The organism is Friedmanniella luteola (assembly GCF_900105065.1).
In the GTDB taxonomy this organism is placed as follows: Bacteria; Actinomycetota; Actinomycetes; order Propionibacteriales; family Propionibacteriaceae; genus Microlunatus; species Microlunatus luteolus.
In genome coordinates, this window is sequence record NZ_LT629749.1 from 409,856 (window position 1) to 430,339 (window position 20,484).

19 protein-coding genes are annotated in these 20,484 nt (G+C 74.3%); 16 read left to right on the top strand and 3 right to left on the bottom strand.

The window, feature by feature from the left end; all coding sequences use genetic code 11:
* Positions 1–99: 99 nt before the first annotated feature.
* Positions 100–588: an inorganic diphosphatase gene (locus BLT72_RS01915; RefSeq protein WP_091416447.1), complete on the bottom strand. Its 489-nt coding sequence runs from the start codon at positions 586–588 to the stop codon at positions 100–102.
* 132 nt (positions 589–720) lie between these two features.
* Here BLT72_RS01915 and dacB point away from each other — a divergent pair, with 132 nt between their 5' ends.
* The 11 genes from dacB to BLT72_RS01970 all read left to right on the top strand — a co-directional run bounded on the left by dacB (position 721) and on the right by BLT72_RS01970 (position 11,214).
* Positions 721–2,160 (top strand): D-alanyl-D-alanine carboxypeptidase/D-alanyl-D-alanine endopeptidase, encoded by a 1,440-nt coding sequence (dacB, locus tag BLT72_RS01920; RefSeq protein ID WP_091409403.1) that lies wholly within the window; start codon positions 721–723, stop codon positions 2,158–2,160.
* A gap of 52 nt (positions 2,161–2,212) precedes the next feature.
* Positions 2,213–3,274 (top strand): zinc-dependent metalloprotease, encoded by a 1,062-nt coding sequence (locus BLT72_RS01925; protein WP_091409406.1) that lies wholly within the window; start codon positions 2,213–2,215, stop codon positions 3,272–3,274.
* A gap of 13 nt (positions 3,275–3,287) precedes the next feature.
* A complete protein-coding gene (gene tilS / locus BLT72_RS01930; RefSeq protein WP_091409409.1) occupies positions 3,288–4,250 on the top strand; it encodes a tRNA lysidine(34) synthetase TilS in 963 nt (320 codons plus the stop codon).
* Positions 4,243–4,794, top strand: coding sequence for a hypoxanthine phosphoribosyltransferase (gene hpt, locus BLT72_RS01935; RefSeq protein WP_091409413.1), 552 nt, complete (start codon positions 4,243–4,245; stop codon positions 4,792–4,794). Before tilS ends, hpt begins: the two co-directional genes overlap by 8 nt.
* A gap of 417 nt (positions 4,795–5,211) precedes the next feature.
* Complete coding sequence (gene ftsH / locus BLT72_RS01940) at positions 5,212–7,323, top strand: ATP-dependent zinc metalloprotease FtsH (protein ID WP_091409416.1); 2,112 nt, start codon at positions 5,212–5,214, stop codon at positions 7,321–7,323.
* A 103-nt stretch (positions 7,324–7,426) separates the two neighbouring features.
* Positions 7,427–8,005 carry a GTP cyclohydrolase I FolE gene (gene folE / locus BLT72_RS01945; RefSeq protein WP_091416451.1) on the top strand — a complete coding sequence of 193 codons (579 nt, stop codon included), beginning with the start codon at positions 7,427–7,429 and terminating at the stop codon, positions 8,003–8,005.
* A gap of 95 nt (positions 8,006–8,100) precedes the next feature.
* Positions 8,101–8,904, top strand: a complete 804-nt coding sequence (gene folP / locus BLT72_RS01950; protein WP_091416455.1) for a dihydropteroate synthase — start codon at positions 8,101–8,103, stop codon at positions 8,902–8,904.
* A 65-nt stretch (positions 8,905–8,969) separates the two neighbouring features.
* Positions 8,970–9,362, top strand: a complete 393-nt coding sequence (folB, locus tag BLT72_RS01955) for a dihydroneopterin aldolase (protein WP_091409420.1) — start codon at positions 8,970–8,972, stop codon at positions 9,360–9,362.
* Positions 9,359–9,925, top strand: coding sequence for a 2-amino-4-hydroxy-6-hydroxymethyldihydropteridine diphosphokinase (folK, locus tag BLT72_RS01960; protein WP_091409423.1), 567 nt, complete (start codon positions 9,359–9,361; stop codon positions 9,923–9,925). Before folB ends, folK begins: the two co-directional genes overlap by 4 nt.
* Positions 9,926–9,931: 6 nt before the next feature.
* Entirely contained in the window at positions 9,932–10,426 is a 495-nt protein-coding gene (locus BLT72_RS01965) for a DUF3180 domain-containing protein (RefSeq protein WP_091409428.1), read from the top strand.
* A 104-nt stretch (positions 10,427–10,530) separates the two neighbouring features.
* Entirely contained in the window at positions 10,531–11,214 is a 684-nt protein-coding gene (locus BLT72_RS01970) for a hypothetical protein (RefSeq protein WP_091409431.1), read from the top strand.
* Positions 11,215–11,332: 118 nt separating this feature from the next.
* On the opposite strand, the gene BLT72_RS01975 is transcribed toward BLT72_RS01970, so the two are convergent.
* On the bottom strand, positions 11,333–12,490 hold the full coding sequence (locus BLT72_RS01975; RefSeq protein WP_091409434.1) for an NADH-quinone oxidoreductase subunit D-related protein: 1,158 nt from the start codon (positions 12,488–12,490) through the stop codon (positions 11,333–11,335).
* A 4-nt stretch (positions 12,491–12,494) separates the two neighbouring features.
* Complete coding sequence (locus tag BLT72_RS01980) at positions 12,495–13,460, bottom strand: SAM-dependent methyltransferase (RefSeq protein ID WP_157720239.1); 966 nt, start codon at positions 13,458–13,460, stop codon at positions 12,495–12,497.
* A gap of 7 nt (positions 13,461–13,467) precedes the next feature.
* Between BLT72_RS01980 and BLT72_RS22455 the strand changes: the two genes are divergently transcribed.
* From BLT72_RS22455 to BLT72_RS02000, 5 genes are all read left to right on the top strand, one after another.
* Complete coding sequence (locus tag BLT72_RS22455) at positions 13,468–15,195, top strand: L-aspartate oxidase (protein WP_172826007.1); 1,728 nt, start codon at positions 13,468–13,470, stop codon at positions 15,193–15,195.
* Positions 15,192–16,157 (top strand): carboxylating nicotinate-nucleotide diphosphorylase, encoded by a 966-nt coding sequence (gene nadC / locus BLT72_RS22460; RefSeq protein WP_172826008.1) that lies wholly within the window; start codon positions 15,192–15,194, stop codon positions 16,155–16,157. The genes BLT72_RS22455 and nadC overlap by 4 nt, the downstream gene beginning before the upstream one ends.
* 64 nt (positions 16,158–16,221) lie before the next feature.
* Complete coding sequence (locus BLT72_RS01990; protein ID WP_091409440.1) at positions 16,222–16,566, top strand: histone-like nucleoid-structuring protein Lsr2; 345 nt, start codon at positions 16,222–16,224, stop codon at positions 16,564–16,566.
* Between the two features lie 289 nt (positions 16,567–16,855).
* Positions 16,856–19,396: an ATP-dependent Clp protease ATP-binding subunit gene (locus tag BLT72_RS01995; RefSeq protein WP_091409442.1), complete on the top strand. Its 2,541-nt coding sequence runs from the start codon at positions 16,856–16,858 to the stop codon at positions 19,394–19,396.
* A gap of 191 nt (positions 19,397–19,587) precedes the next feature.
* Complete coding sequence (locus BLT72_RS02000; RefSeq protein ID WP_231930272.1) at positions 19,588–20,484, top strand: EamA family transporter; 897 nt, start codon at positions 19,588–19,590, stop codon at positions 20,482–20,484.

Here is a 20,484-nt window from a genome sequence, read left to right on the forward strand (position 1 = left end):
ACTCGACCGACACCGGACGGGGTCAGGAGGCCCGTCCGCGTCCGGGCGGAGCGAGCACAGACAACTCAGAGCCCCGTCCGCATCTGAGCGGAGCGAAGATCAGTAGTTCTGCTCCTTCGCCCTCGCGAAGCTGGCCTCGACCTCGGCCTCGGCCTCGGAGCGCCCGGTCCAGGTGGCACCCTCGACGGACTTGCCGGGCTCGAGGTCCTTGTAGACGGTGAAGAAGTGCTCGATCTCGAGCAGCAGGTACTCGCGGACGTCGGTGATGTCGCGCAGGTGGTCGCGCCGGTGGTCGGAGGCGGGGACGCAGAGCACCTTGTCGTCGCCGCCGGCCTCGTCGGTCATCCGGAACATGGCGATCGCCCGGCACTTGATGAGGCAGCCGGGGAAGGTCGGCTCGGAGACCAGCACGAGCGCGTCGAGGGGGTCGCCGTCCTGGCCGAGCGTGCCCTCGATGAAGCCGTAGTCCGCCGGGTAGGCGGTCGAGGTGAACAGGGTGCGGTCGAGGCGGATGCGGCCCGTCGCGTGGTCGACCTCGTACTTGTTCTTCTGGCCCTTGGGGATCTCGACCAGGACGTCGAACTCCATGCCACTGAGCGGGGTCGCCTGGTGCTCGGCGTTGGGTGCGGTCACAGATCCTCCTTAGGATGGGCTGCGTCGCGGGAGCAGGGGGTGCGGCCAGCCAAGCGTGAGCCTAGCGTCAAGGGAGCGTGCCGTCCGATGGGTCCCAGGCGGTTCGCCGTGGCCCTGGTGGCCATGCTCGCGGTGGTCGGCGTGATCCTCGGCCTGGTCAGCGGCTTCTTCGCCAGCGCGGCCGGGAGCGGCCTGCGCGCGACCGGGCTGTGGAGCGACGGCGGCGCCTCGACTGTCAGCCCCGGCACCTTCGACTCCCCGGCCGCCACCGGGACGCCGTCCGCCACGGCGGCGGCCGACGGGCTGCCCCGACCGGTGCTGCCGGCCGCGACCGAGACGCGCGTGCCGTCGGCCCGCCAGGTCGCCGCCCGGGTCGCCGCCGTCGACGACGCCGCGATGGGCGGCCGCTTCTCGGCCCAGGTCGCCGACCTCGCGACCGGCGAGGTCCTCTACGCCCACCGGGCCGCCTCGCCGGCCATCCCGGCGTCGACCACCAAGCTGCTGACCTCGACGGCGGCCCTGTCGCTGCTCGGGCCGGAGCACGTCTTCACCACCGAGGTGGTGCGCGCGGGGGCCGGGAAGGTCGTCCTCGTCGGGGGCGGTGACCCCTACCTCGCGAGCCGAGCACCGGAGGCGGGGGAACCGGCGTCCGCCTCGCTCGCCGCGCTCGCCGCGACCACGGCGAAAGCCCTGCGGAAGGCGGGCCGCACGGAGGTGGCCCTCGGCTACGACGCCTCGCTGTTCTCCGGACCGGCCTGGAACCCGCGCTGGCCCGCCGGCTACGCCGACCAGGTCACGCCCGTCTCGGCGCTCTGGGTGGACGAGGGCCGCACGGCCGGCGTCTCGCCCGGACCGCGGGTGCCCGACCCGGCCCGGGACGCGGCGGAGGCCTTCGCCGCAGCGCTGGAGAAGAAGGGCGTCGAGGTGACGCGCACGGCGAAGGCCGAGGCGCCGGCCTCCGCCAGGCCGCTGGCGCGGGCCACCTCGCTGCCGCTGGAGCAGGTCGTCGAGCGGCTGCTGCTGGCCAGCGACAACGACGCCGCCGAGGTGCTGCTCCGCCACGTCGCCCTGGCCGCCCACGCCGACGGCAGCTCGGCCGAGGGCACCCGCGCGGTCCGCCGCACGCTGGACCGGCTCGGCCTGTGGCCCGACGACGCGCGCCTGCAGGACGGCAGCGGGCTGGCCCGGGAGACGCGGGTGCCGGCCGAGGCGCTCGTCGACCTGCTGCGGCTGGCGGCCGACCCGGCGCACCCGGAGCTGCGCCCCGTGCTGACCGGGCTGCCCGTCGCCGGCGTCGAGGGCAGCCTGCGGAACCGCTACGGCGACGAGGCGAGCCGCGCCGGCCGCGGCCTCGTGCGCGGCAAGACCGGGACCCTGACCGGTGTGCACGCGCTGGCGGGCTACCTGCGGACCGCGGACGGCACCCAGCTGGCCTACGCGTTCCTGGTCAACGACGCGACGGACGACTTCGCCGCCAAGGTGTGGCTCGACCGGGTGAGCGCCGCCCTCAGCCGCTGCGGGTGCTGAGACCCGCCCTGCACCGCGACCCGGGCGGGGAGCGGCGGAATACCCTCGCTGCATGACAACCTCCATGGTCGACTGGACGGTCGCGGCGAGCACGGCCCGCAGGCTGGTCAAGCCGGGACCCGAGATCAGCCTCCGCGGCGCCGAGCAGGCCGTGGCCCAGCTGCGGGCCAGCGCCGTCCGCGCCGAGGCCTACGTCGTGGAGGTGACCGGGCTGCCGGTCCCCAGTGCCACCGCGCCGGTGCTGGTGGTGGACCGACCGGGGTGGATCCAGGCCAACGTCGACGGGTTCCGCCAGGTCCTCGCGCCGCTGGAGGCGCGGTCGGCGGAGAAGCTCGGCGCCAGCCCGGGGATGGCCGCCGTCGGGAGCCGGGTCACCGGGGCCGAGCTGGGCGCCCTGCTCAGCTACCTGGCCCCGAAGGTGCTGGGCCAGTTCGACCCCTTCTTCCCCGGCGCGCCCGGCGAGCCGGGCGGGCGGCTGCTGCTGGTCGCCCCGAACATCGTGTCCGTGGAGCGCGAGCTCGACGTCGACCCCGCGGACTTCCGGTTGTGGGTCTGCCTGCACGAGGAGACGCACCGCGTCCAGTTCACCGCCGTGCCCTGGCTGCGCGACCACCTGAACGCCCAGGTCGCCGAGATCGTCGGCTCCACCGAGCTGGACGCCGGTGCGGTGCTGCAGATGCTCGGCGACGGCGCCAAGCGGGTCGCCGCGGCCCTGCGGACGGGGGAGGAGCTGTCGATCGTCGACCTGGTGCAGACCCGCGCGCAGCGCGAGACGGTCGACCGGATCACCGCCGTGATGTCGTTGCTGGAGGGCCACGCCGACGTGGTGATGGACAGCGTCGGTCCGTCGGTGGTGCCGAGCGTCGCCACCATCCGCCGCCGCTTCACCAACCGTCGGGAGGGCCAGGGCTTCGACAAGGTCGTCCGCCGGCTGCTGGGCCTGGACGCCAAGATGCGGCAGTACCGCGACGGCGCCCGGTTCTGCCGCGCGGTCATCGACGCCGTCGGGATGACCGGCTTCAACCGCGTCTGGACCTCACCGAACACGCTGCCGAGCCGCGAGGAGATCGCCGACCCGACGCTGTGGCTGGCGCGGGTCCCCAGCGTCTCCTGAGCCGGCCGACCCGGTGGCCCGTCGCGCGCTCGGCCCGGCGACGCTCGCCGTCGTCCAGGCGGTCGACGCTGCGCTGACCCCCGCCGACGCCCGGCTGCTGGTGGCCTGCTCCGGCGGAGCCGACTCGCTCGCCCTCGCCGCGGCGGCCCGGCACGTCGCGGAGCGGCGCGGCCTGCCCTGTGCCGCCGTCGTGGTGGACCACCGGCTGCAGGACGGGTCCGACGCGGTCGCGGCCCGGGCGGCGCACGCGGTGCGCGGCCTCGGACTGCCCGACGTCGCCGTCGTCGCGGTCACGGTGGGCACCCGGGGCGGCCCCGAGGCCGCGGCCCGCGACGCCCGCCACGCCGCGCTCCGGTCCGCCGCGGCCGGGGCGCCGCCCGCGACCGTCCTGCTCGGCCACACCCGCGACGACCAGGCCGAGAGCGTGCTGCTGGGGCTGGCCCGCGGGTCCGGCCCGCGCTCGCTGGCCGGGATGGCGGTCCGCACCGGCGGACTGCTGCGGCCCCTGCTGGACCTGCCGCGGACCACGACGGAGCAGGCCTGCGCCGAGCTGGGACTCGTGCCCTGGTCCGACCCGCACAACGTCGACTCCCGCTTCGCCCGGGTCCGCGTCCGCCGGCAGGTGCTGCCCGTGCTGGAGGAGGCGCTCGGCCCCGGGGTGGGCGCCGCCCTGGCCCGCACGGCCCGGCTGGCCCGCGACGACGCCGACCTGCTCGACGCGCTGGCCGCCGAGGCCGACCCCGGCACCGACACCCTCGACTGCGCCGGTCTGGCCGTCCTGCCGGCTGCGCTGCGCAGCCGGGTGCTGCGCCGCTGGCTGGCGGGCCGCGGCGCGGAGGACGTCGGCGCCGAGCACGTGCAGGGCGTCGACGCGCTCGTCACGGCCTGGCACGGGCAGCGCGGGGTGGACCTCCGGGGCGGGACGGTGGCGCGCCGCGAGGGTCGGCTGCTGTGGCAGGCTGTCGGCCGTGGATGACACCCAGCTCCCCGGCGACCTCACCCGCGTGCTCTACAGCAAGGAGGAGGTCGCGGCGCGGATGCGGGAGCTGGCCGCCCAGATCGACGAGGACTACGCCGATCAGGACCTGTTGCTGGTGGGGGTGCTCAACGGCGCCGTGATGGTGATGGCCGACCTGTCCCGGGCGCTGAGGATCCACTGCCGGATGGACTGGATGGCCGTCTCCTCCTACGGCTCCGGCACCCAGTCCTCGGGCGTCGTGCGGATCCTCAAGGACCTCAGCACCGACATCACCGGCGTCCACGTGCTGGTGGTCGAGGACATCATCGACACCGGCCTCACGCTCTCCTACCTGATCAGCAACCTGCGCTCGCGCAACCCCGCGAGCCTCAAGGTGATGACCGCCTTCCGCAAGCCCGAGGCCGCGCAGAACGCCGTCGAGGTCGCCTACGTCGGCTTCGACATCCCCAACGAGTTCGTGGTCGGCTACGGCCTCGACTACGACGGGCACTACCGCAACCTCACCTCGGTCGGCACGCTCAGCCCGCACGTGTACTCGTAAGTGCCGGGCGCGAGCGGCGACAAGTTGCGCCCGGTCGCGGCGACGCTCGCCGGGGCACGCGCGAGCGTCGGCAAGGACGGCCCGGACGCTGTCTGGACGACGAGGCCGGAGTCGACACGTTCTTCGTCGGCTCCGGGCGAGGAGGAAGACAGCGTCTTGAGGGTCGGCCGGGCGCGAGCGGCGACACGTTGCGCCCGGTCGCGGCGACGCTCGCCGGGGCACGCGCGAGCGTCGGCAAGGACGGCCCGGACGCTGTCTGGACGACGAGGCCGGAGTCGACACGTTCTTCGTCGGCTCCGGGCGAGGAGGAAGCCAGCGTCTCGAGGGTCGGCCGGGCGCGAGCGGCGACAGATTGCGCTCGACGCTAGCCTTGGCCGCTAGAGGGCGCGTCTGTGCTCCCACACTCCTAGGCAGGTCATGAACTTCAAGCGCATCTTCCGCGGGCCCCTGATCTGGATCCTGCTCGCCGTGCTCGCCATCGGCGTGCTGGTGGACTTCAGCGGGCGGCTCAACGGGGGCTTCCAGACCGTGCCGACCTCGCAGGTCGTGTCGATCATCAACGGCAACGACAAGCTCGAGAAGGTGGAGCTGATCGACGGGGAGCAGCAGATCCGCGTCACGGTCGACGCGTCGACCAAGTACGAGGCGATCTGGGTCGGCGACCAGAGCCAGCAGCTGATCGACCGGCTGAACCAGCGGGTCGACGACCAGACGCTGAGCAGCTGGGACGGCGACAACCCGACGCCCGGGTTCTTCTCCTCACTGCTGGGCACGCTGATCCCGTTCATCATCATCGGTGTCCTCTTCTTCTTCCTCCTCAACTCCGTCCAGGGCGGCGGCAGCCGCGTCATGCAGTTCGGCAAGTCCAAGGCCAAGGTGGCGAACAAGGACACCCCGAAGACCACCTTCGGCGACGTCGCCGGCTGCGAGGAGGCGATCGAGGAGCTCGAGGAGATCAAGGAGTTCCTCGCCGAGCCGGCCAAGTTCCAGGCCGTCGGCGCGAAGATCCCCAAGGGCGTGCTGCTCTACGGCCCGCCCGGCACCGGCAAGACGCTGCTGGCCCGCGCGGTCGCCGGTGAGGCCGGGGTCCCGTTCTTCTCCATCTCCGGCTCCGACTTCGTCGAGATGTTCGTCGGCGTCGGCGCCAGCCGCGTCCGCGACCTGTTCGAGCAGGCCAAGGAGAACGCGCCGGCCATCGTCTTCATCGACGAGATCGACGCCGTCGGCCGGCACCGCGGCGCCGGCATGGGCGGCGGGCACGACGAGCGCGAGCAGACGCTGAACCAGCTGCTGGTGGAGATGGACGGCTTCGACGTCCGCGGCGGCGTGATCCTCATCGCGGCCACCAACCGGCCCGACGTGCTGGACCCGGCCCTGCTGCGGCCCGGCCGCTTCGACCGCCAGATCGCCGTCGAGGCGCCCGACATGAAGGGTCGCCTGGCGATCCTCAAGGTGCACTCCGAGGGCAAGCCCGTCGCGCCCGACGTCGACCTCGCGGCCGTGGCCCGCCGGACCCCCGGCTTCACCGGCGCCGACCTGGCCAACGTGCTCAACGAGGCGGCCCTGCTGACCGCCCGGCAGAACGCCCGGGTGATCTCCAACGAGTACATGGACGAGGCGATCGACCGCGTCATCGCCGGGCCGCAGAAGCGCAGCCGGCTGATGAACGAGAAGGAGAAGCTGGTCACGGCCTACCACGAGGGCGGCCACGCCCTCGTCGCCGCGGCGCTGCCGGGCACCGACCCCGTGCAGAAGGTGACGATCCTGCCCCGCGGCCGGGCCCTCGGCTACACGATGGTGCTGCCGGAGAACGACAAGTACTCCAACACCCGGGCCGAGCTGCTCGACCAGCTGGCGTACATGATGGGCGGCCGGGCGGCGGAGGAGCTGGTGTTCCACGACCCGACCACCGGGGCCAGCAACGACATCGAGAAGGCCACCAACGTGGCCCGCGCCATGGTCACGCAGTACGGCATGACCGACCGCCTGGGCGCGGTCAAGCTGGGGTCGGGGGAGTCCGAGCCCTTCCTCGGCCGCGACATGGGTCACGGCCGGGAGTACTCCGAGGACGTCGCCGCGATCGTCGACGAGGAGGTCTCGAAGCTGATCGGCAACGCCCACCAGGAGGCCTTCGACATCCTGACCGCCAACCGGGACGTCCTCGACGACCTGGTCCGGGCCCTGTTCGAGCGCGAGACGCTGGACCGGGCCGAGGTGGCGGAGGTCTTCCAGTCGCTGCGGCTCTGGCCGAAGCGGCCCGCCTGGACCGGGTCGGACAACCGGGTGCCCTCGTCGGTGCCGCCGGTCATGCCGCCGGCCTCGGTCAACGGCAACGGGCACGCCCCGAACGGCCAGCTGCCCGGCTCGACCGGTCCGGGCGCCGAGCTCCCGCCGGGCGGGGCTCCGCTCCCGCCCGGGCACCAGGGCGTCCCGCCGCAGCTGCCGGGCCAGCACCACGGGGCCGGCACGCTGCCCCCGCAGGGCGCCATCGGAGACGGCCAGCCGCCGCGCGGACCCGACTTCCGGTGACGGGCGGCTCCACGACGGGACGGCGGCGGTGAGCGCGGACCGGATCGTCGACGTCGACGGCGTCGGTCAGCGCGGCGTCTCCCCGGCGGAGGCGCCGGCCACCGTGCCGCAGTCGATCGCCCCGTTCGACCACGCCCGGGTCTCCGCCGCGGTGCGCGAGATCCTCATCGGGATCGGCGAGGACCCGGACCGCGACGGCCTCCGCGAGACCCCGGACCGGGTCGCCCGGGCCTACGCGGAGATGTTCGCCGGCCTGCACCAGGCGCCCGACGAGGTGCTGGCCAAGCGGTTCGACCTCGGCTTCGACGAGCTGGTGCTCGTCAAGGACATCGAGGTGTGGAGCTGCTGCGAGCACCACCTGGTGCCCTTCACCGGCGTCGCGCACATCGGCTACATCCCCAGCAAGGACGGCACGATCACCGGCCTGTCCAAGCTGGCCCGGCTCGTCGACCTGTACGCCAAGCGCCCGCAGGTGCAGGAGCGGCTCACCACCCAGGTGGCCGACGCCCTGGAGCGGATCCTGCAGCCGCGCGGGGTGATCGTCGTCTTCGAGTGCGAGCACCTCTGCATGACCATGCGCGGCGTCCGGAAGCCGGGCTCGAAGACGGTGACCAGCGCCGTCCGCGGCCACCTGCGCAACTCCGCCACCCGGGCCGAGGCGATGGGCCTGATCCGCAGCTGACCGCCGCCCGGGGGCGGGGCGCCGCGCCCTAGGGTGAGGTGGTGAGCTCACCCCCGGTCGTCCGCGGCCTGCCCGCGCCGGGCCGCACGCTGGTGATGGGCGTCCTCAACGTCACCCCCGACTCCTTCTCCGACGGCGGCCGCTGGTTCGACACCGACGCGGCCATCGCCCACGGGCTCGCGCTGGCCGCCGAGGGCGCCGACCTCGTCGACGTCGGTGGGGAGTCCACCCGTCCCGGGGCCGAACGGCCCGATCTGGGCGAGGAGCTGCGCCGGGTCGTCCCCGTGGTCGAGGCCCTGACCGCGGCCGGCGTCGTGGTCAGCACGGACACCATGCGCGCCGAGGTGGCCGCCGCCGCGGTCGGCGCGGGCGCCCGGCTCGTCAACGACGTCTCCGGCGGGCTGGCCGACCCCGAGATGCTGGCGTGCGTCGCTGGCCTCGACACCGCGTACGTGTGCATGCACTGGCGTGGCCACGCGACGGTCATGCAGGACCGGACGGCCTACGCCGACGTCGTCGACGACGTGGTCGCCGAGCTGGGGGCCCGGCTGGACGCCGCCCGGGCGGCCGGCATCGCCGACGACCGGCTGGTGGTCGACGTGGGGTACGGCTTCGCCAAGACGGCCGAGCACAACTGGCAGCTGCTGCGCCGGCCCGACGCCCTCGCGGGCCTCGGCGTCCCGCAGCTGGTCGGCGTCTCCCGCAAGGCCTTCCTGGGTGCCCTGCTGCCGGACGCCGACGGGCGCCCCCGCCCGGCGGCCGGCCGGGAGGACGCCACCACCGCGCTCACGACGCTGCTGGCGCTGCAGGGCGTCTGGGGGGTGCGGGTGCACGCCGTCCGCGCCGGCCGGGACGCCGTGGCCGTCGTCGGACGCCTCGGGGGCCGTTGGTCCGCCTGACGTCTCGAGGTCGCGGGCCCGTTGCCCGGTGGCGGTAAGGTGCCCCCTTCCAGAGGAGGTGGGGGATGGTCGACGACACGCGCTCAGCCGGGCCTGCCCGCGACCGGGTCGCCCTGCGCGGCCTGGCCGGGTTCGGGCACCACGGCGTGTTCGCCTTCGAGCGCGAGCAGGGTCAGCGCTTCGTGGTCGACGTGGTGTGCACGCTGGACCTCGCCCCCGCCGCCGAGACCGACGACCTGGAGCGGACGGTGGACTACGGCGTCCTCGCCGCCGACGTCGTGGCCGACATCGCGGGTGAGCCGCTGGACCTGATCGAGGCGCTCGCCGACCGGATCGCCCGCACCTGCCTCCGCCGGCCCGCGGTGGAGAGCGTCGAGGTCACCGTGCACAAGCCCGACGCCCCGATGCCGGTACCCGCCACCGACGTGGCCGTCACCCTGACAAGGAGCAAGGTATGACCTCCCCCAACCCGTACGCGATCGACACCGACACCCTGAGCGGCATGAAGCCGCTGCGGAAGGTCGTCTACTCGATCGGCTCCAACCTGGGCGACCGGCTCAGCAACCTGCAGGGCGCTGTCGACGCCCTCCGCGACACCCCCGACGTCATCGTCGTCGACGTCTCCTCGGTCTACGAGACCGCGGCCGTGGGCGGGCCGGAGGACAGCCCGGCCTTCCTCAACATCGTGCTCGTCGCCGAGACCACGCTGGAGCCGCGCACCCTGCTGGAGCGCGCCCAGGCCGTCGAGGACGCCTACGGCCGGGACCGCAGCACCGGCCGCTGGAGCCCGCGCACGCTCGACGTCGACCTGATCCTCGTGGGCGCGGCCGAGGTCGACCAGCCCGACCTGACCCTGCCGCACCCGCTGGCGGGCGAGCGCGGGTTCGTGCTCGTGCCGTGGGCCGAGATCGACCCCAAGGGCACGCTGCCCGGTCGCGCGGGAACCGTCGGCGAGCTGGCCGCGGCCGTCGACACCGACGGCGTCAGCCGTCGCGACGACCTCAGCGTCGAGAGCGACTGAGGCCGGTTGGCCGAGCAACCGGGCGGCGGGTCCGTCGACCTCACCCCCCGCCGTGCCCTGGTGGTGGCCGCGCTGTTCGGCGGACTCGTGGGCTGGCTGGTCGTCGTCACCGCCAACGCCTTCGACCTGATCCCGCCGCGCATCGCGTGGTCGGCGCCGATCGGGCTGGTCGTGTTCGCGGCGCTCGTCGGGGCGCTGGCCTGGACCACCCACCAGCGGATCCAGGTGCGCCGCGAGCGGATGGACCCCCAGCGGGCCGTCGCGTTCCTCGTGCTGGGCAAGGCGTCCGCCCTGGCCGGTGCGCTGGTCGCCGGCGGCTACCTCGGGTTCGCCCTGAACTTCGTGACCAAGCTGGACGCCTCGACCCCCCGCGACCGGGTCATCCGCTCGGCCGTGGCCGTCGTCGCGGGCCTGGCCCTGATGGTCGGCGGGCTGCTGCTGGAGCGGGCCTGCAAGGTCCCGGACTCCGACGACGACGACCCCGAGCCGGACCCCCGCTGACCCTGCGGACCCTCCCTTCGACGAGCTCGGGGCAGGCTGGCTCGGGGCAGGTTCGGGGCGCGCCGTTCCCGGGCCGCCGCCCGCTCCGCCACTAGGGTGACGCCGTGACCTCCGTGCGCGCCTCCGCCTCCCGATCCGCCCCGACCTCCCGGCTGCGCCGGGCGTCCGAGGTCGTGCTCGTGGTGGGGACGGTGGTGGCGGTCGCCGCGGCCTTCGGGCCGGCCTGGGCCACCCGCGTCGGCGTCGCGGTCGCCGTGGCCGCGGCCGTCGTCGCCTGCGTCTGCGCCTGGCGAGAGCTGTTCAACGCCGAGCGCCGGCACGCCCGCACGCTGCTCCAGACCTCGCAGCGGCACGGCGCCCAGCTCCGCGAGGAGCGCCGGCGCAACGCGGAGGTCGTGGACACCCTGACCGACCGGGTGCGGGAGACCGTCGCCGTGGTGGACGGCCAGCGGGTGACCATCGCCGGCCTCCGGCACGAGGTCTTCGCCCTCGAGGGTGACCGGACGTCCCTGCGGACCGCCGTCGCCGACCGCGACCGCACCATCACCTCGCTGCGCACCGCGGTGCAGAAGCAGGAGGTCCAGATCACCGGCCTGGAGGCCCGGGTCGCCGAGCTCGTGCACGAGCTGGACGAGGACGGCGCCCAGGTGCACCGGCTGCCCGCCCTGGCGCAGGACGAGCTGGACGCCCTGACCGAGCGCGAGGACTCCCTCGTCCTCGACCTCCGCACCCTGGAGACCATCCGCGGCGTGCTGCCGAACTACGAGGCCGACCGCCGCCTCGCCTGACCGCCCACGGGGCTGGGCCTCGCGCAACCCCCCGAGCCTGTCCCCACGCGCCCTGAGCCTGTCTGCACGCGCCCTGAGCCTGTCCCCACGCGCCCTGAGCCTGTCGAAGGGCAAGGGCTCAGCGGTCGATGTCCCCGACGACGTAGCCGACGGAGGCCAGCGCGAGCTCGAGGTCCGCGACCGGCACGCCCACCAGCACCCGCTCCAGCGCCGCCGCGTTGCTGAAGGACGGCGTCCGCAGCTTGAAGCGCCACGGCGTCTTCTCCCCGCGGGAGACGACGAAGAAGCCGGCCACCCCGAGCGGCGCCTCGAGGGCGAGGTAGCCCTCGCCCTCGGGCAGCTTGACGATCTTGCCCAGCCGCACCTCGACCGGCCCGTCCAGGTCGGCGAGCCGGGCGGCGCACGCGTCGACCAGCGCGCAGGCGTCGACCACCTCGGCGAGCTGGGCCGCCCACCGGGCGCGGGCGTCGCCCGCCGTCGAGGGCGCCGGACGGAGCAGCGCGGCGAGCCCGGCGTAGGGGAGCGGGGACGGTGCGCGGCGCAGGTCGAGGGCGACGCCGCTGGCCCGGGCCAGCACCCCGCCCAGCCCGAAGGCGGCGACGGTCCCCGCTTCGAGCGGCGCCACCCCGCTCCCGAGGCTGGGGTCGGCCGCCAGCAGGGCGGTGGTCCGCTCCGCCGCGGCCCGCACCCGGGCGGTCAGCGCCGTCTCCCCGGCCAGCCAGTCCACGTCGGCGTCGACGGCGAGGCCGCCGATCCGCGCCACCATCGGGTGCACCCGGTTCCCGGTCAGCCGCCGGGTCTGCTCGCGCAGGGCCTCCCGCAGCGGGGCGAGCGCCGGGGCGCCCGGGAGGCGGGCGGCGAGGGCGGTCAGGAAGCCGAGGTGGCTCAGCAGCCGGGTGTGCTCGGCCAGCAGCAGCCGCAGCCAGGCGGCCCGCACCGGCACCTCCAGGCCGAGCAGCTGCTCGCAGACCAGCGCGACGCCGAGCTCGCCGAAGAAGGGGGCCTGCCAGTCGTGCCGGTCGGCGAGCATGCCGATCTGGCGGTAGTCGCGGACCTCGAACAGCTTCTCCGCCCCGCGGTGCAGGGCCCCGACGACCACCCGGGCGCTCGTGACCACACCGTCCTCGGTCCAGAGGTCCAGCTCGACGAGGCCGGTGCTGCTGGGGTGGTCGGCCCCCAGGTCGAGGACCACGGTGCCGTCGGCAGGTGCGGTGGCGGCGTCCGGCAGCACCCCCACCGCCGGTGAGCCGACGAGGACGCGGAGCGGGACGTGCACCCGCTCAGGTTGTCACAGCGCGCGGTGGCACCTCCTGCAGCAGCCAGTGGTGACCACCCCAGCCGGTCGGTGCGGTGAGCGCGTGCCGCCGGCTCCGGCCCGCCAGCCCCGTCAGCGGGTCCGCGCCCGGGTCGGCCGGGGGGAGCAGCCCGGGCAGCACCCGGGCCTGCCGGCCCGCCAGCGCGGTGCGGGCCCCGACGGCGACCCCCGCAGCCGCCACGGCGTCGACGGCCACGTGCGCGGTCAGGTTGCGGTCGGCCCCCGGCGAGGGTTCGACGGCGCGGCCGTCCCGGTACGCGGCCAGCGTGCCGGTGCGCGGACGGCCTCCCGCCGTGTGCCCGTAGTCGACCAGCAGCGCCGCCCCGCCGCCCGCCGCCAGCCCGCCGACCACCGACGCCCAGGCCGCGTCCCGGGTCCGGCCCACCTCGACCCGGACGCCGTCCGGCCACCAGCGCCGCAGCCAGGCGTCGTCGGCCGCGGCCAGCGGCCGGAGGGGCGTGCGGTCGGCGTCGAGCTCGTACCACCGCCCGTCGGTCCGGTCCGCCAGCCGGCAGGGCAGGTCGTCCAGCCACTCGACCGCCAGCACCAGCGTCGGGACCCCGTCGGCCAGCAGCGCCGGCACCGCCCCGGCCACCCAGACGTCGGCGCGCACGTCCCACCGGTCGGTCCGCCAGCCGACGGCCGGGTCGAGCTCGGGCGGACGTCCCCGCAGGTCGACCCCGACGAGGTCGAGCCCGGGGCGCACGGCCCGGAGCGCCGTCAGCAGCCGGCCGTCCCCGGCGCCCAGCTCCAGCACGCGGTGCAGCCCGGGCCGCTCCCGCAGCAGGGTCGCGACGGCCTGCGCCAGCTCGGGGCCCAGCGTGGACGCGGTGCGGAAGTGGGCCGACGGCACTTGCGTCGTCCAGAAGCCGTCCGGGCCGGAGGCTGCGCTCACCCACGCGTCGAAGAAGGAGCCCGGATGGGGGAGCATGGGCGCCATGGTGCCCGACGCTGCTCTCCAGCAGCCCTCGCCCGCCCGCACGCCGGGCGGGCTCCCGGCGCTGCCCCCGCTGCCCGACCTGCCGGGCCGACTGGCGTCGGAGCCGCCCGGCTGGACCCACGAGGTGGACGTCGTCGTCGTCGGCTCCGGGATCGCCGGGCTGACCGCCGCCCTGGAGTGCCGCGAGCTGGGCACCGTGCTGGTGGTCACCAAGGACGTCGTGGCCGCCGGCTCCACGCCCTGGGCCCAGGGCGGGATCGCCTCGGTGCAGGGCGAGGGGGACACGGTGGAGCAGCACGTCGAGGACACCCTCGTGGCCGGGGCCGGGCTCTGCGACGAGGCCGCGGTCCGGGTGCTGGTCAGCGAGGGACCCGACGAGGTCGCCACCCTGATCGCCCGCGGCGCCGAGTTCGACCGGGACGCCGCCGGCGCGCTGGCGCTGACCCGGGAGGGCGGCCACCACCGCAACCGGATCGCCCACGCCGGCGGCGACGCCACCGGCGCCGAGATCGAGCGGGCCCTGGTGACGGCCGTCAAGGCCGACCCGGCCATCGAGGTCGTGGAGCACGCGCTGGTGCTGGACCTGATCCCCGCCGCGACCGCTCCGGGCGAGCCGCCCGCGGTCGCCGGGGTCACCCTGCACGTGATGGGCGAGGGCAGCCGCGGCGGCGTCGGCGCCGTGCACGCCCGGGCCGTGGTGCTGGCCACCGGGGGCATCGGCCAGATCTACGCCGTCACCACCAACCCGCCGGTGGCCACCGGAGACGGCGTCGCCGCCGCCCTGCGCGCCGGGGCGGTCCTGCGCGACGTCGAGTTCATCCAGTTCCACCCGACGGTGCTGTTCATGGGTGCCGGCGCCCGCGGCCAGCTCCCGCTGGTCAGCGAGGCGGTGCGCGGCGAGGGCGGGCTGCTGGTCAACGGCCGCGGCGAGCGGTTCATGGTGGGCCAGCACGACCTGGCCGAGCTGGCGCCCCGCGACGTCGTCGCCAAGGGGATCATGAAGGAGATGGCCCGGGAGGGCTCCGACCACGTCTTCGTCGACGGCCGGGCGCTCGGCGAGGAGACCTGGCGGGTCCGGTTCCCGACCATCCTCAACAGCTGCCGCCAGCTGGGCCTCGACCCGAGCGTCGACCTCATCCCCGTGGCCCCCGCCTGCCACTACTTCTGCGGCGGCGTGCGGACCGACCTCGACGGGGCGACGAACCTCGGCGGTCTCTACGCGTGCGGCGAGGTGGCCTCCTCCGGCGTGCACGGGGCCAACCGGCTGGCCTCCAACTCGCTCCTGGAGGGCCTGGTGTTCGCCCGCCGGATCGCCGCCCGGCTGCTGGCCGACCCGCCGCCCCGGCGCCGGCCCGCCGCCGTGGACGGCCGGGTCGCGGGTCTCGTGGGCGCCGCCGTGGTGCCCGCGCTGCAGCAGACGATGAGCCGGCACGCCGCCGGTCTCCGGGACGCCGACGGCCTGACCACGTGCCTGGCGGACCTGGCCCGGCTGGCCGCCCAGCCCGCCGGCGAGCCCGTGCTGTCCTCCTGGGAGGCGACCAACCTGCTCACCGTCGCGACCGCCGTCACCGCGTCGGCGCTGCTCCGCGAGGAGTCACGCGGGGCCCACTGGCGCGACGACCACGAGGGCCGCCGCCCGGGCTGGCAGGGTCACCTCGAGGTGCGCGCCGACCCCGCCGCCGGCCTCGCCCACGCCTACGTCCCCACGCCCCAGGAGCAGCCGTGACCGCAGCAGGACCCATCGGGACCGCCGACGCCGCCGATCTCGCGAGGGTCACCACGCCCGCCGGGGCCCGGGAGCGCCTGGTCGGGGCCGGGCTGGACGCCGACGCCGTCGAGACCGTCATCGCCGAGGCGCTGGACGAGGACCTCGGCGGCCGGGGCGTGCTGCCCGCGGGGACGGGCCACGGCGTCGACGTCACCTCGGTGGCCACGGTCGCCGCCGACGCGACCGCGAGCGCGGCGTTCACCGTCCGACGACCGGGCACGGTGGCGGGGCTCGACGTCGCGGCGGCCGTGCTGGCCCTGGTCTGCGCGCCGGTCGGCCCACTCGAGGTCGTCCTGCACTCCTCCGACGGTGACCGGGTCGAGCCGGGCGACGTGGTGATGACGGTGCACGCGGGTGCGCGGGCCCTGCTGACCGCCGAGCGTGTCGCCCTGAACCTGCTCACCCTGATGTCCGGCACGGCCACGGCGACCCGCACCTGGGTCGACGCCCTGGCGGGCACGGGCACCCGCGTCCGCGACTCCCGCAAGACGCTGCCGGGGCTGCGGATGCTGCAGAAGTACGCCGTCCGGGTGGCGGGCGGGGTCAACCACCGGATGTCGCTGGCCGACGCCGCGCTGATCAAGGACAACCACGTCATCGCCGCCGGCGGGGTGGTGCCCGCCTTCGAGGCGGTCCGGGCGGCCTTCCCCGACGTCTGGGTGCAGGTGGAGGTGACGTCGGCCCAGCAGGCCCGCGACGTCGTCGCCGCCGGCGCGCAGGACGTGCTGCTGGACAACATGACGATCGCCGAGATGACCGCCGTGGTGGCCGAGCTCCGGGGCCGGGCGACCTTCGAGGCGAGCGGCGGCCTCACCCTGGCCAGCGCCGCCGCGGTGGCGACGACGGGCGTTGATTTCGTCGCGGTGGGGGCGATCACGCATTCCGCTCCGATACTCGATATCGCCCTCGAGTTCAACTGATCCGTTTTGGCCGTTCTGCGCTATGTTCATTGTGTCCGACCACGAACGAATAGCGGAGGTAGCCATGGCGCAAAGGGTGCAGATCATTCTGGAAGACGATTACGACGGCGGCGAGGCCGACGAGACCGTGTCCTTCGCCCTCGACGGGGCCGAGTACGAGATCGACCTCAGCTCGGAGAATGCGCAGAAGCTGCGCGACGAGTTCGCGGCGTGGATCGGGCACGCCCGCAAGACCGGTGGCCGCCGCCGCCGGGTCACCAACGGCGCGAGCGCCAAGGCGGCGGACTCCGACGGCGCCGGCAGCACCAGCGAGATCCGGGCCTGGGCGCAGGCCAACGGCCACGACGTGAGCAGCCGCGGCCGGGTCTCCTCGGAGGTCCGCGAGGCCTACGAGCGCGCCCACAGCTGAGCCGGGACGCTCCTCGCAGCTCCCGCACGGGCCCGGGCTGTGCGCTCTGGGCGAACGCTGCCGGCCCCGTGGACGGGCCGGCAGCGCGGATCCGAGGGCGGAAACCGGAATCTGGCAGGCGGGAACGCGGTTGTAACCCTCGAAGGCTGTGGTCGTCACCGCCGGCGGAGGCCGTGGTGCCAGACTCGACCCCGGGTCTCGGGCCCGTGCGGCCTACTACAGTGAACAGCGACGGTGCCGGCTTCTCCCACGAGGGCGAGGGCCGCGCCGCAGGCGAGGAGCAAACATCATGTTCGAGCGGTTTACCGACCGAGCCCGTCGTGTCGTGGTGCTGGCACAAGAAGAGGCTCGCATGCTCAACCACAACTACATCGGGACCGAGCACATCCTGCTCGGCCTGATCCACGAGGGTGAGGGTGTCGCCGCCAAGGCCCTGGAATCCCTCGGCATCTCCTTGGAGGCGGTCCGCCAAAAGGTCGAGGAGATCATCGGTCACGGGCAGCAGTCCCCGAGCGGCCACATTCCTTTCACCCCGCGCGCCAAGAAGGTCCTCGAGCTCAGCCTCCGCGAGGCCCTGCAGATCAACCACTCCTACATCGGCACCGAGCACATCCTGCTCGGTCTGATCCGCGAGGGCGAGGGCGTCGCCGCGCAGGTCCTGGTCAAGCTCGGCGCCGACCTGAACCGCGTCCGCAACCAGGTCCTGCAGCTGCTCAGCGGCTTCCAGGGCAAGGAGGCCGCGACGTCCGGCGCCCCCGAGACGGGCGGCACGCCGTCCTCGTCGATGGTGCTCGACCAGTTCGGTCGCAACCTCACCCAGGCGGCCCGGGAGAACAAGCTGGACCCGGTCATCGGACGTGAGAAGGAGATCGAGCGCGTGATGACCGTGCTCTCCCGGCGCACCAAGAACAACCCGGTGCTGATCGGTGAGCCCGGCGTCGGCAAGACGGCCGTCGTCGAGGGCCTGGCGCAGGCCATCGTCCGCGGCGACGTCCCCGAGACGCTCCGCGAGAAGCAGATCTACACCCTCGACCTCGGCGCCCTGGTCGCCGGCAGCCGCTACCGCGGTGACTTCGAGGAGCGCCTGAAGAAGGTGCTCAAGGAGATCAAGACCCGCGGCGACGTGGTGCTGTTCATCGACGAGATCCACACCCTGGTGGGGGCGGGGGCCGCCGAGGGCGCCATCGACGCGGCGAGCATCCTCAAGCCGATGCTGGCCCGCGGCGAGCTGCAGACCATCGGCGCGACCACCCTCGACGAGTACCGCAAGTACGTCGAGAAGGACGCCGCGCTGGAACGCCGCTTCCAGCCCATCCAGGTCGCGGAGCCGACGATCGCGCACACGATCGACATCCTCCGCGGTCTGCGCGACCGCTACGAGGCGCACCACCGGATCACCATCACCGACCAGGCCCTGGTGGCCGCGGCGCAGATGGCCGACCGCTACATCTCCGACCGGTTCCTGCCCGACAAGGCGATCGACCTGATCGACGAGGCGGGCGCCCGGCTGCGGATCCGTCGGATGACGGCGCCGCCGGACCTCCGCGAGTTCGACGAGAAGGTCGCGGCCGTCCGGTTGGAGAAGGAGGCCGCCATCGACGCGCAGGACTTCGAGCGCGCCGCCGGGCTCCGCGACGACGAGAAGAAGCTGCTCACCGCCCGCTCCGAGCGGGAGGCGCAGTGGAAGTCCGGCGACCTCGACGTGGTCGCCGAGGTGGACGAGGAGATCATCGCCGAGGTGCTGTCCGCCAGCACCGGCATCCCGGTGTTCAAGCTCACCGAGGAGGAGTCGGCCCGCCTGCTCAACATGGAGGAGGAGCTCGGCAAGCGCTACATCGGCCAGCACGACGCCGTCCGCGCGCTCTCCCGCTCCATCCGTCGCACCCGCGCCGGCCTCAAGGACCCGAAGCGGCCCAGCGGCTCGTTCATCTTCGCCGGCCCGTCCGGCGTCGGGAAGACCGAGCTGACCAAGGCGCTGACCGAGTTCCTGTTCGGCGACGAGGACGCGCTCATCTCCCTGGACATGAGCGAGTACTCCGAGAAGCACACCGCCTCGCGGCTGTTCGGCTCGCCTCCCGGCTACGTCGGGTACGAGGAGGGCGGTCAGCTCACCGAGAAGGTGCGCCGCAAGCCCTTCAGCGTGGTGCTGTTCGACGAGGTCGAGAAGGCCCACCCGGACATCTTCAACTCGTTGCTGCAGATCCTGGACGAAGGTCGCCTGACCGACGCCCAGGGCCGGGTGGTCGACTTCAAGAACACCGTCATCGTGATGACCACCAACCTGGGGACCCGGGACATCGCCAAGAGCGTGTCCCTCGGCTTCAGCGGGGCGGGCAACGGCGGCGGCTCGTACGACAAGATGAAGGCCAAGGTCGCGGACGAGCTGAAGCAGCACTTCCGCCCCGAGTTCTTGAACCGCGTCGACGAGATCGTCGTGTTCCGCCAGCTCACGCAGGAGGACATCGAGCGGATCGTCGACCTGATGGTGGCGCAGATCGAGCTGCGGCTGAAGGACCGGGACATGGGCATCGAGCTCACGCCGGCGGCCAAGAGCCTGATCGCCCAGCGCGGGTTCGACCCGACGCTGGGGGCGCGTCCGCTGCGGCGTGCGCTGCAGCGCGACATCGAGGACACCCTCGCGGAGAAGATCCTGTTCTCCGAGCTGCACGCCGGGCAGATCGTCGTCGTCGACGTCGCCGACCCGGGCTCCGAGGAGCCCTTCACCTTCGCGGGCATCGACCGGTCGGCAGCTCCGGACGTCCCGCCGGTGGAGTTCGGCGGCATCATCGAGGGCTTCAACGACGGCACCGAGGCGACCAGCAACGACTGACCGCTGACGTCGGAGGACGGCCAGGCCACCACCCCGCGGGGTGGGTGCCTGGCCGTTCGGCTGTCCGGGGGCACCCCGGTCGAGGTGGTGCCCGGGACGCGCGGGCCGTGCGCACCCCACGGGCCGGTCCGGCTGGTCCGCCCGCCCGGGACGGACGCGGCGTACCCGGCCCGCTGTGGAAGGGTGAGCCGGTGACCGCGGACGCCCCCTCCACCACCTCGGCCCGCGCCTGGTCCCTGGAGCGCATCCCGGCCGTCTGGCTGGTGGTCGCGGGGATCGTCTCGGTGCAGTTCGGCGCGGCCATCGCGAAGCAGCTGTTCCCGCTGGTCCCGCCGACGGCGATGGTGTGGCTGCGGCTCGTCACCTCCGCCGTCGTCCTCTGGCTGGTCGTCCGGCCGCGGCTCCGCGGCCACCGTCGCGCCGACTGGGCCGTCGCCCTGCTCTTCGGCGTGAGCCTCGCCACCATGAACTGGGCCATCTACCAGTCCTTCGCGCGGATCCCGCTGGGCATCGCCGTGACCATCGAGTTCCTCGGTCCGCTGGCGGTGGCCGTGGCGGGCTCCCGGCGTCCGCGCGACCTCCTGTGGGTGCTGCTCGCCGCGCTCGGCGTCGGGCTGCTCGGGCTGTCGCGGACCCGGCTCGACCCGCTGGGGGTGCTGTTCGCCCTGCTGGCCGCGGCCGGCTGGGCCTGCTACATCCTGCTGAGCGCCCGGACCGGCCGCCGCTGGCCGGGCATCTCCGGTCTGGTCGTGGCCAGCCTGGTGGGGGCGGTGGCCCTCGGCCCGCCTGCCGTCCTGGAGGCGGGCACCCGCCTGCTGGAGCCGCGGGTGCTGCTCCTGGGGCTGGCCGTCGGGCTGCTCAGCTCGGTGATCCCCTACAGCCTGGAGCTGGTGGCCCTCCGGCGGATCCCGCCGCGGGTGTTCGGCATCCTGATGAGCCTCGAGCCGGCGGTGGCCGCCCTGGCGGCGATGCTGCTGCTGGCGGAGTTCCTCAGCCCCGTCCAGTGGGTCGCGATGGCCTGCGTCGTGCTGGCCAGCGTCGGCTCCACCCGGACCGCCCGCGAGCCCAGCGGTCCGGCCACCGTCTGA

Excerpts from the sequence above, each read along its gene's own strand:
- BLT72_RS01915 (WP_091416447.1), bottom strand. The coding sequence starts at position 588 with ATGGAGTTCGACGTCCTGGTCGAGATCCCCAAGGGCCAGAAGAACAAG.
- dacB (WP_091409403.1), top strand. The coding sequence starts at position 721 with ATGGGTCCCAGGCGGTTCGCCGTGGCCCTGGTGGCCATGCTCGCGGTG.
- BLT72_RS01925 (WP_091409406.1), top strand. The coding sequence starts at position 2,213 with ATGACAACCTCCATGGTCGACTGGACGGTCGCGGCGAGCACGGCCCGC.
- ftsH (WP_091409416.1), top strand. The coding sequence starts at position 5,212 with ATGAACTTCAAGCGCATCTTCCGCGGGCCCCTGATCTGGATCCTGCTC.
- folP (WP_091416455.1), top strand. The coding sequence starts at position 8,101 with ATGGGCGTCCTCAACGTCACCCCCGACTCCTTCTCCGACGGCGGCCGC.
- folB (WP_091409420.1), top strand. The coding sequence starts at position 8,970 with ATGGTCGACGACACGCGCTCAGCCGGGCCTGCCCGCGACCGGGTCGCC.
- folK (WP_091409423.1), top strand. The coding sequence starts at position 9,359 with ATGACCTCCCCCAACCCGTACGCGATCGACACCGACACCCTGAGCGGC.
- BLT72_RS01980 (WP_157720239.1), bottom strand. The coding sequence starts at position 13,460 with ATGCTCCCCCATCCGGGCTCCTTCTTCGACGCGTGGGTGAGCGCAGCC.
- BLT72_RS22455 (WP_172826007.1), top strand. The coding sequence starts at position 13,468 with ATGGTGCCCGACGCTGCTCTCCAGCAGCCCTCGCCCGCCCGCACGCCG.
- BLT72_RS01990 (WP_091409440.1), top strand. The coding sequence starts at position 16,222 with ATGGCGCAAAGGGTGCAGATCATTCTGGAAGACGATTACGACGGCGGC.
- BLT72_RS01995 (WP_091409442.1), top strand. The coding sequence starts at position 16,856 with ATGTTCGAGCGGTTTACCGACCGAGCCCGTCGTGTCGTGGTGCTGGCA.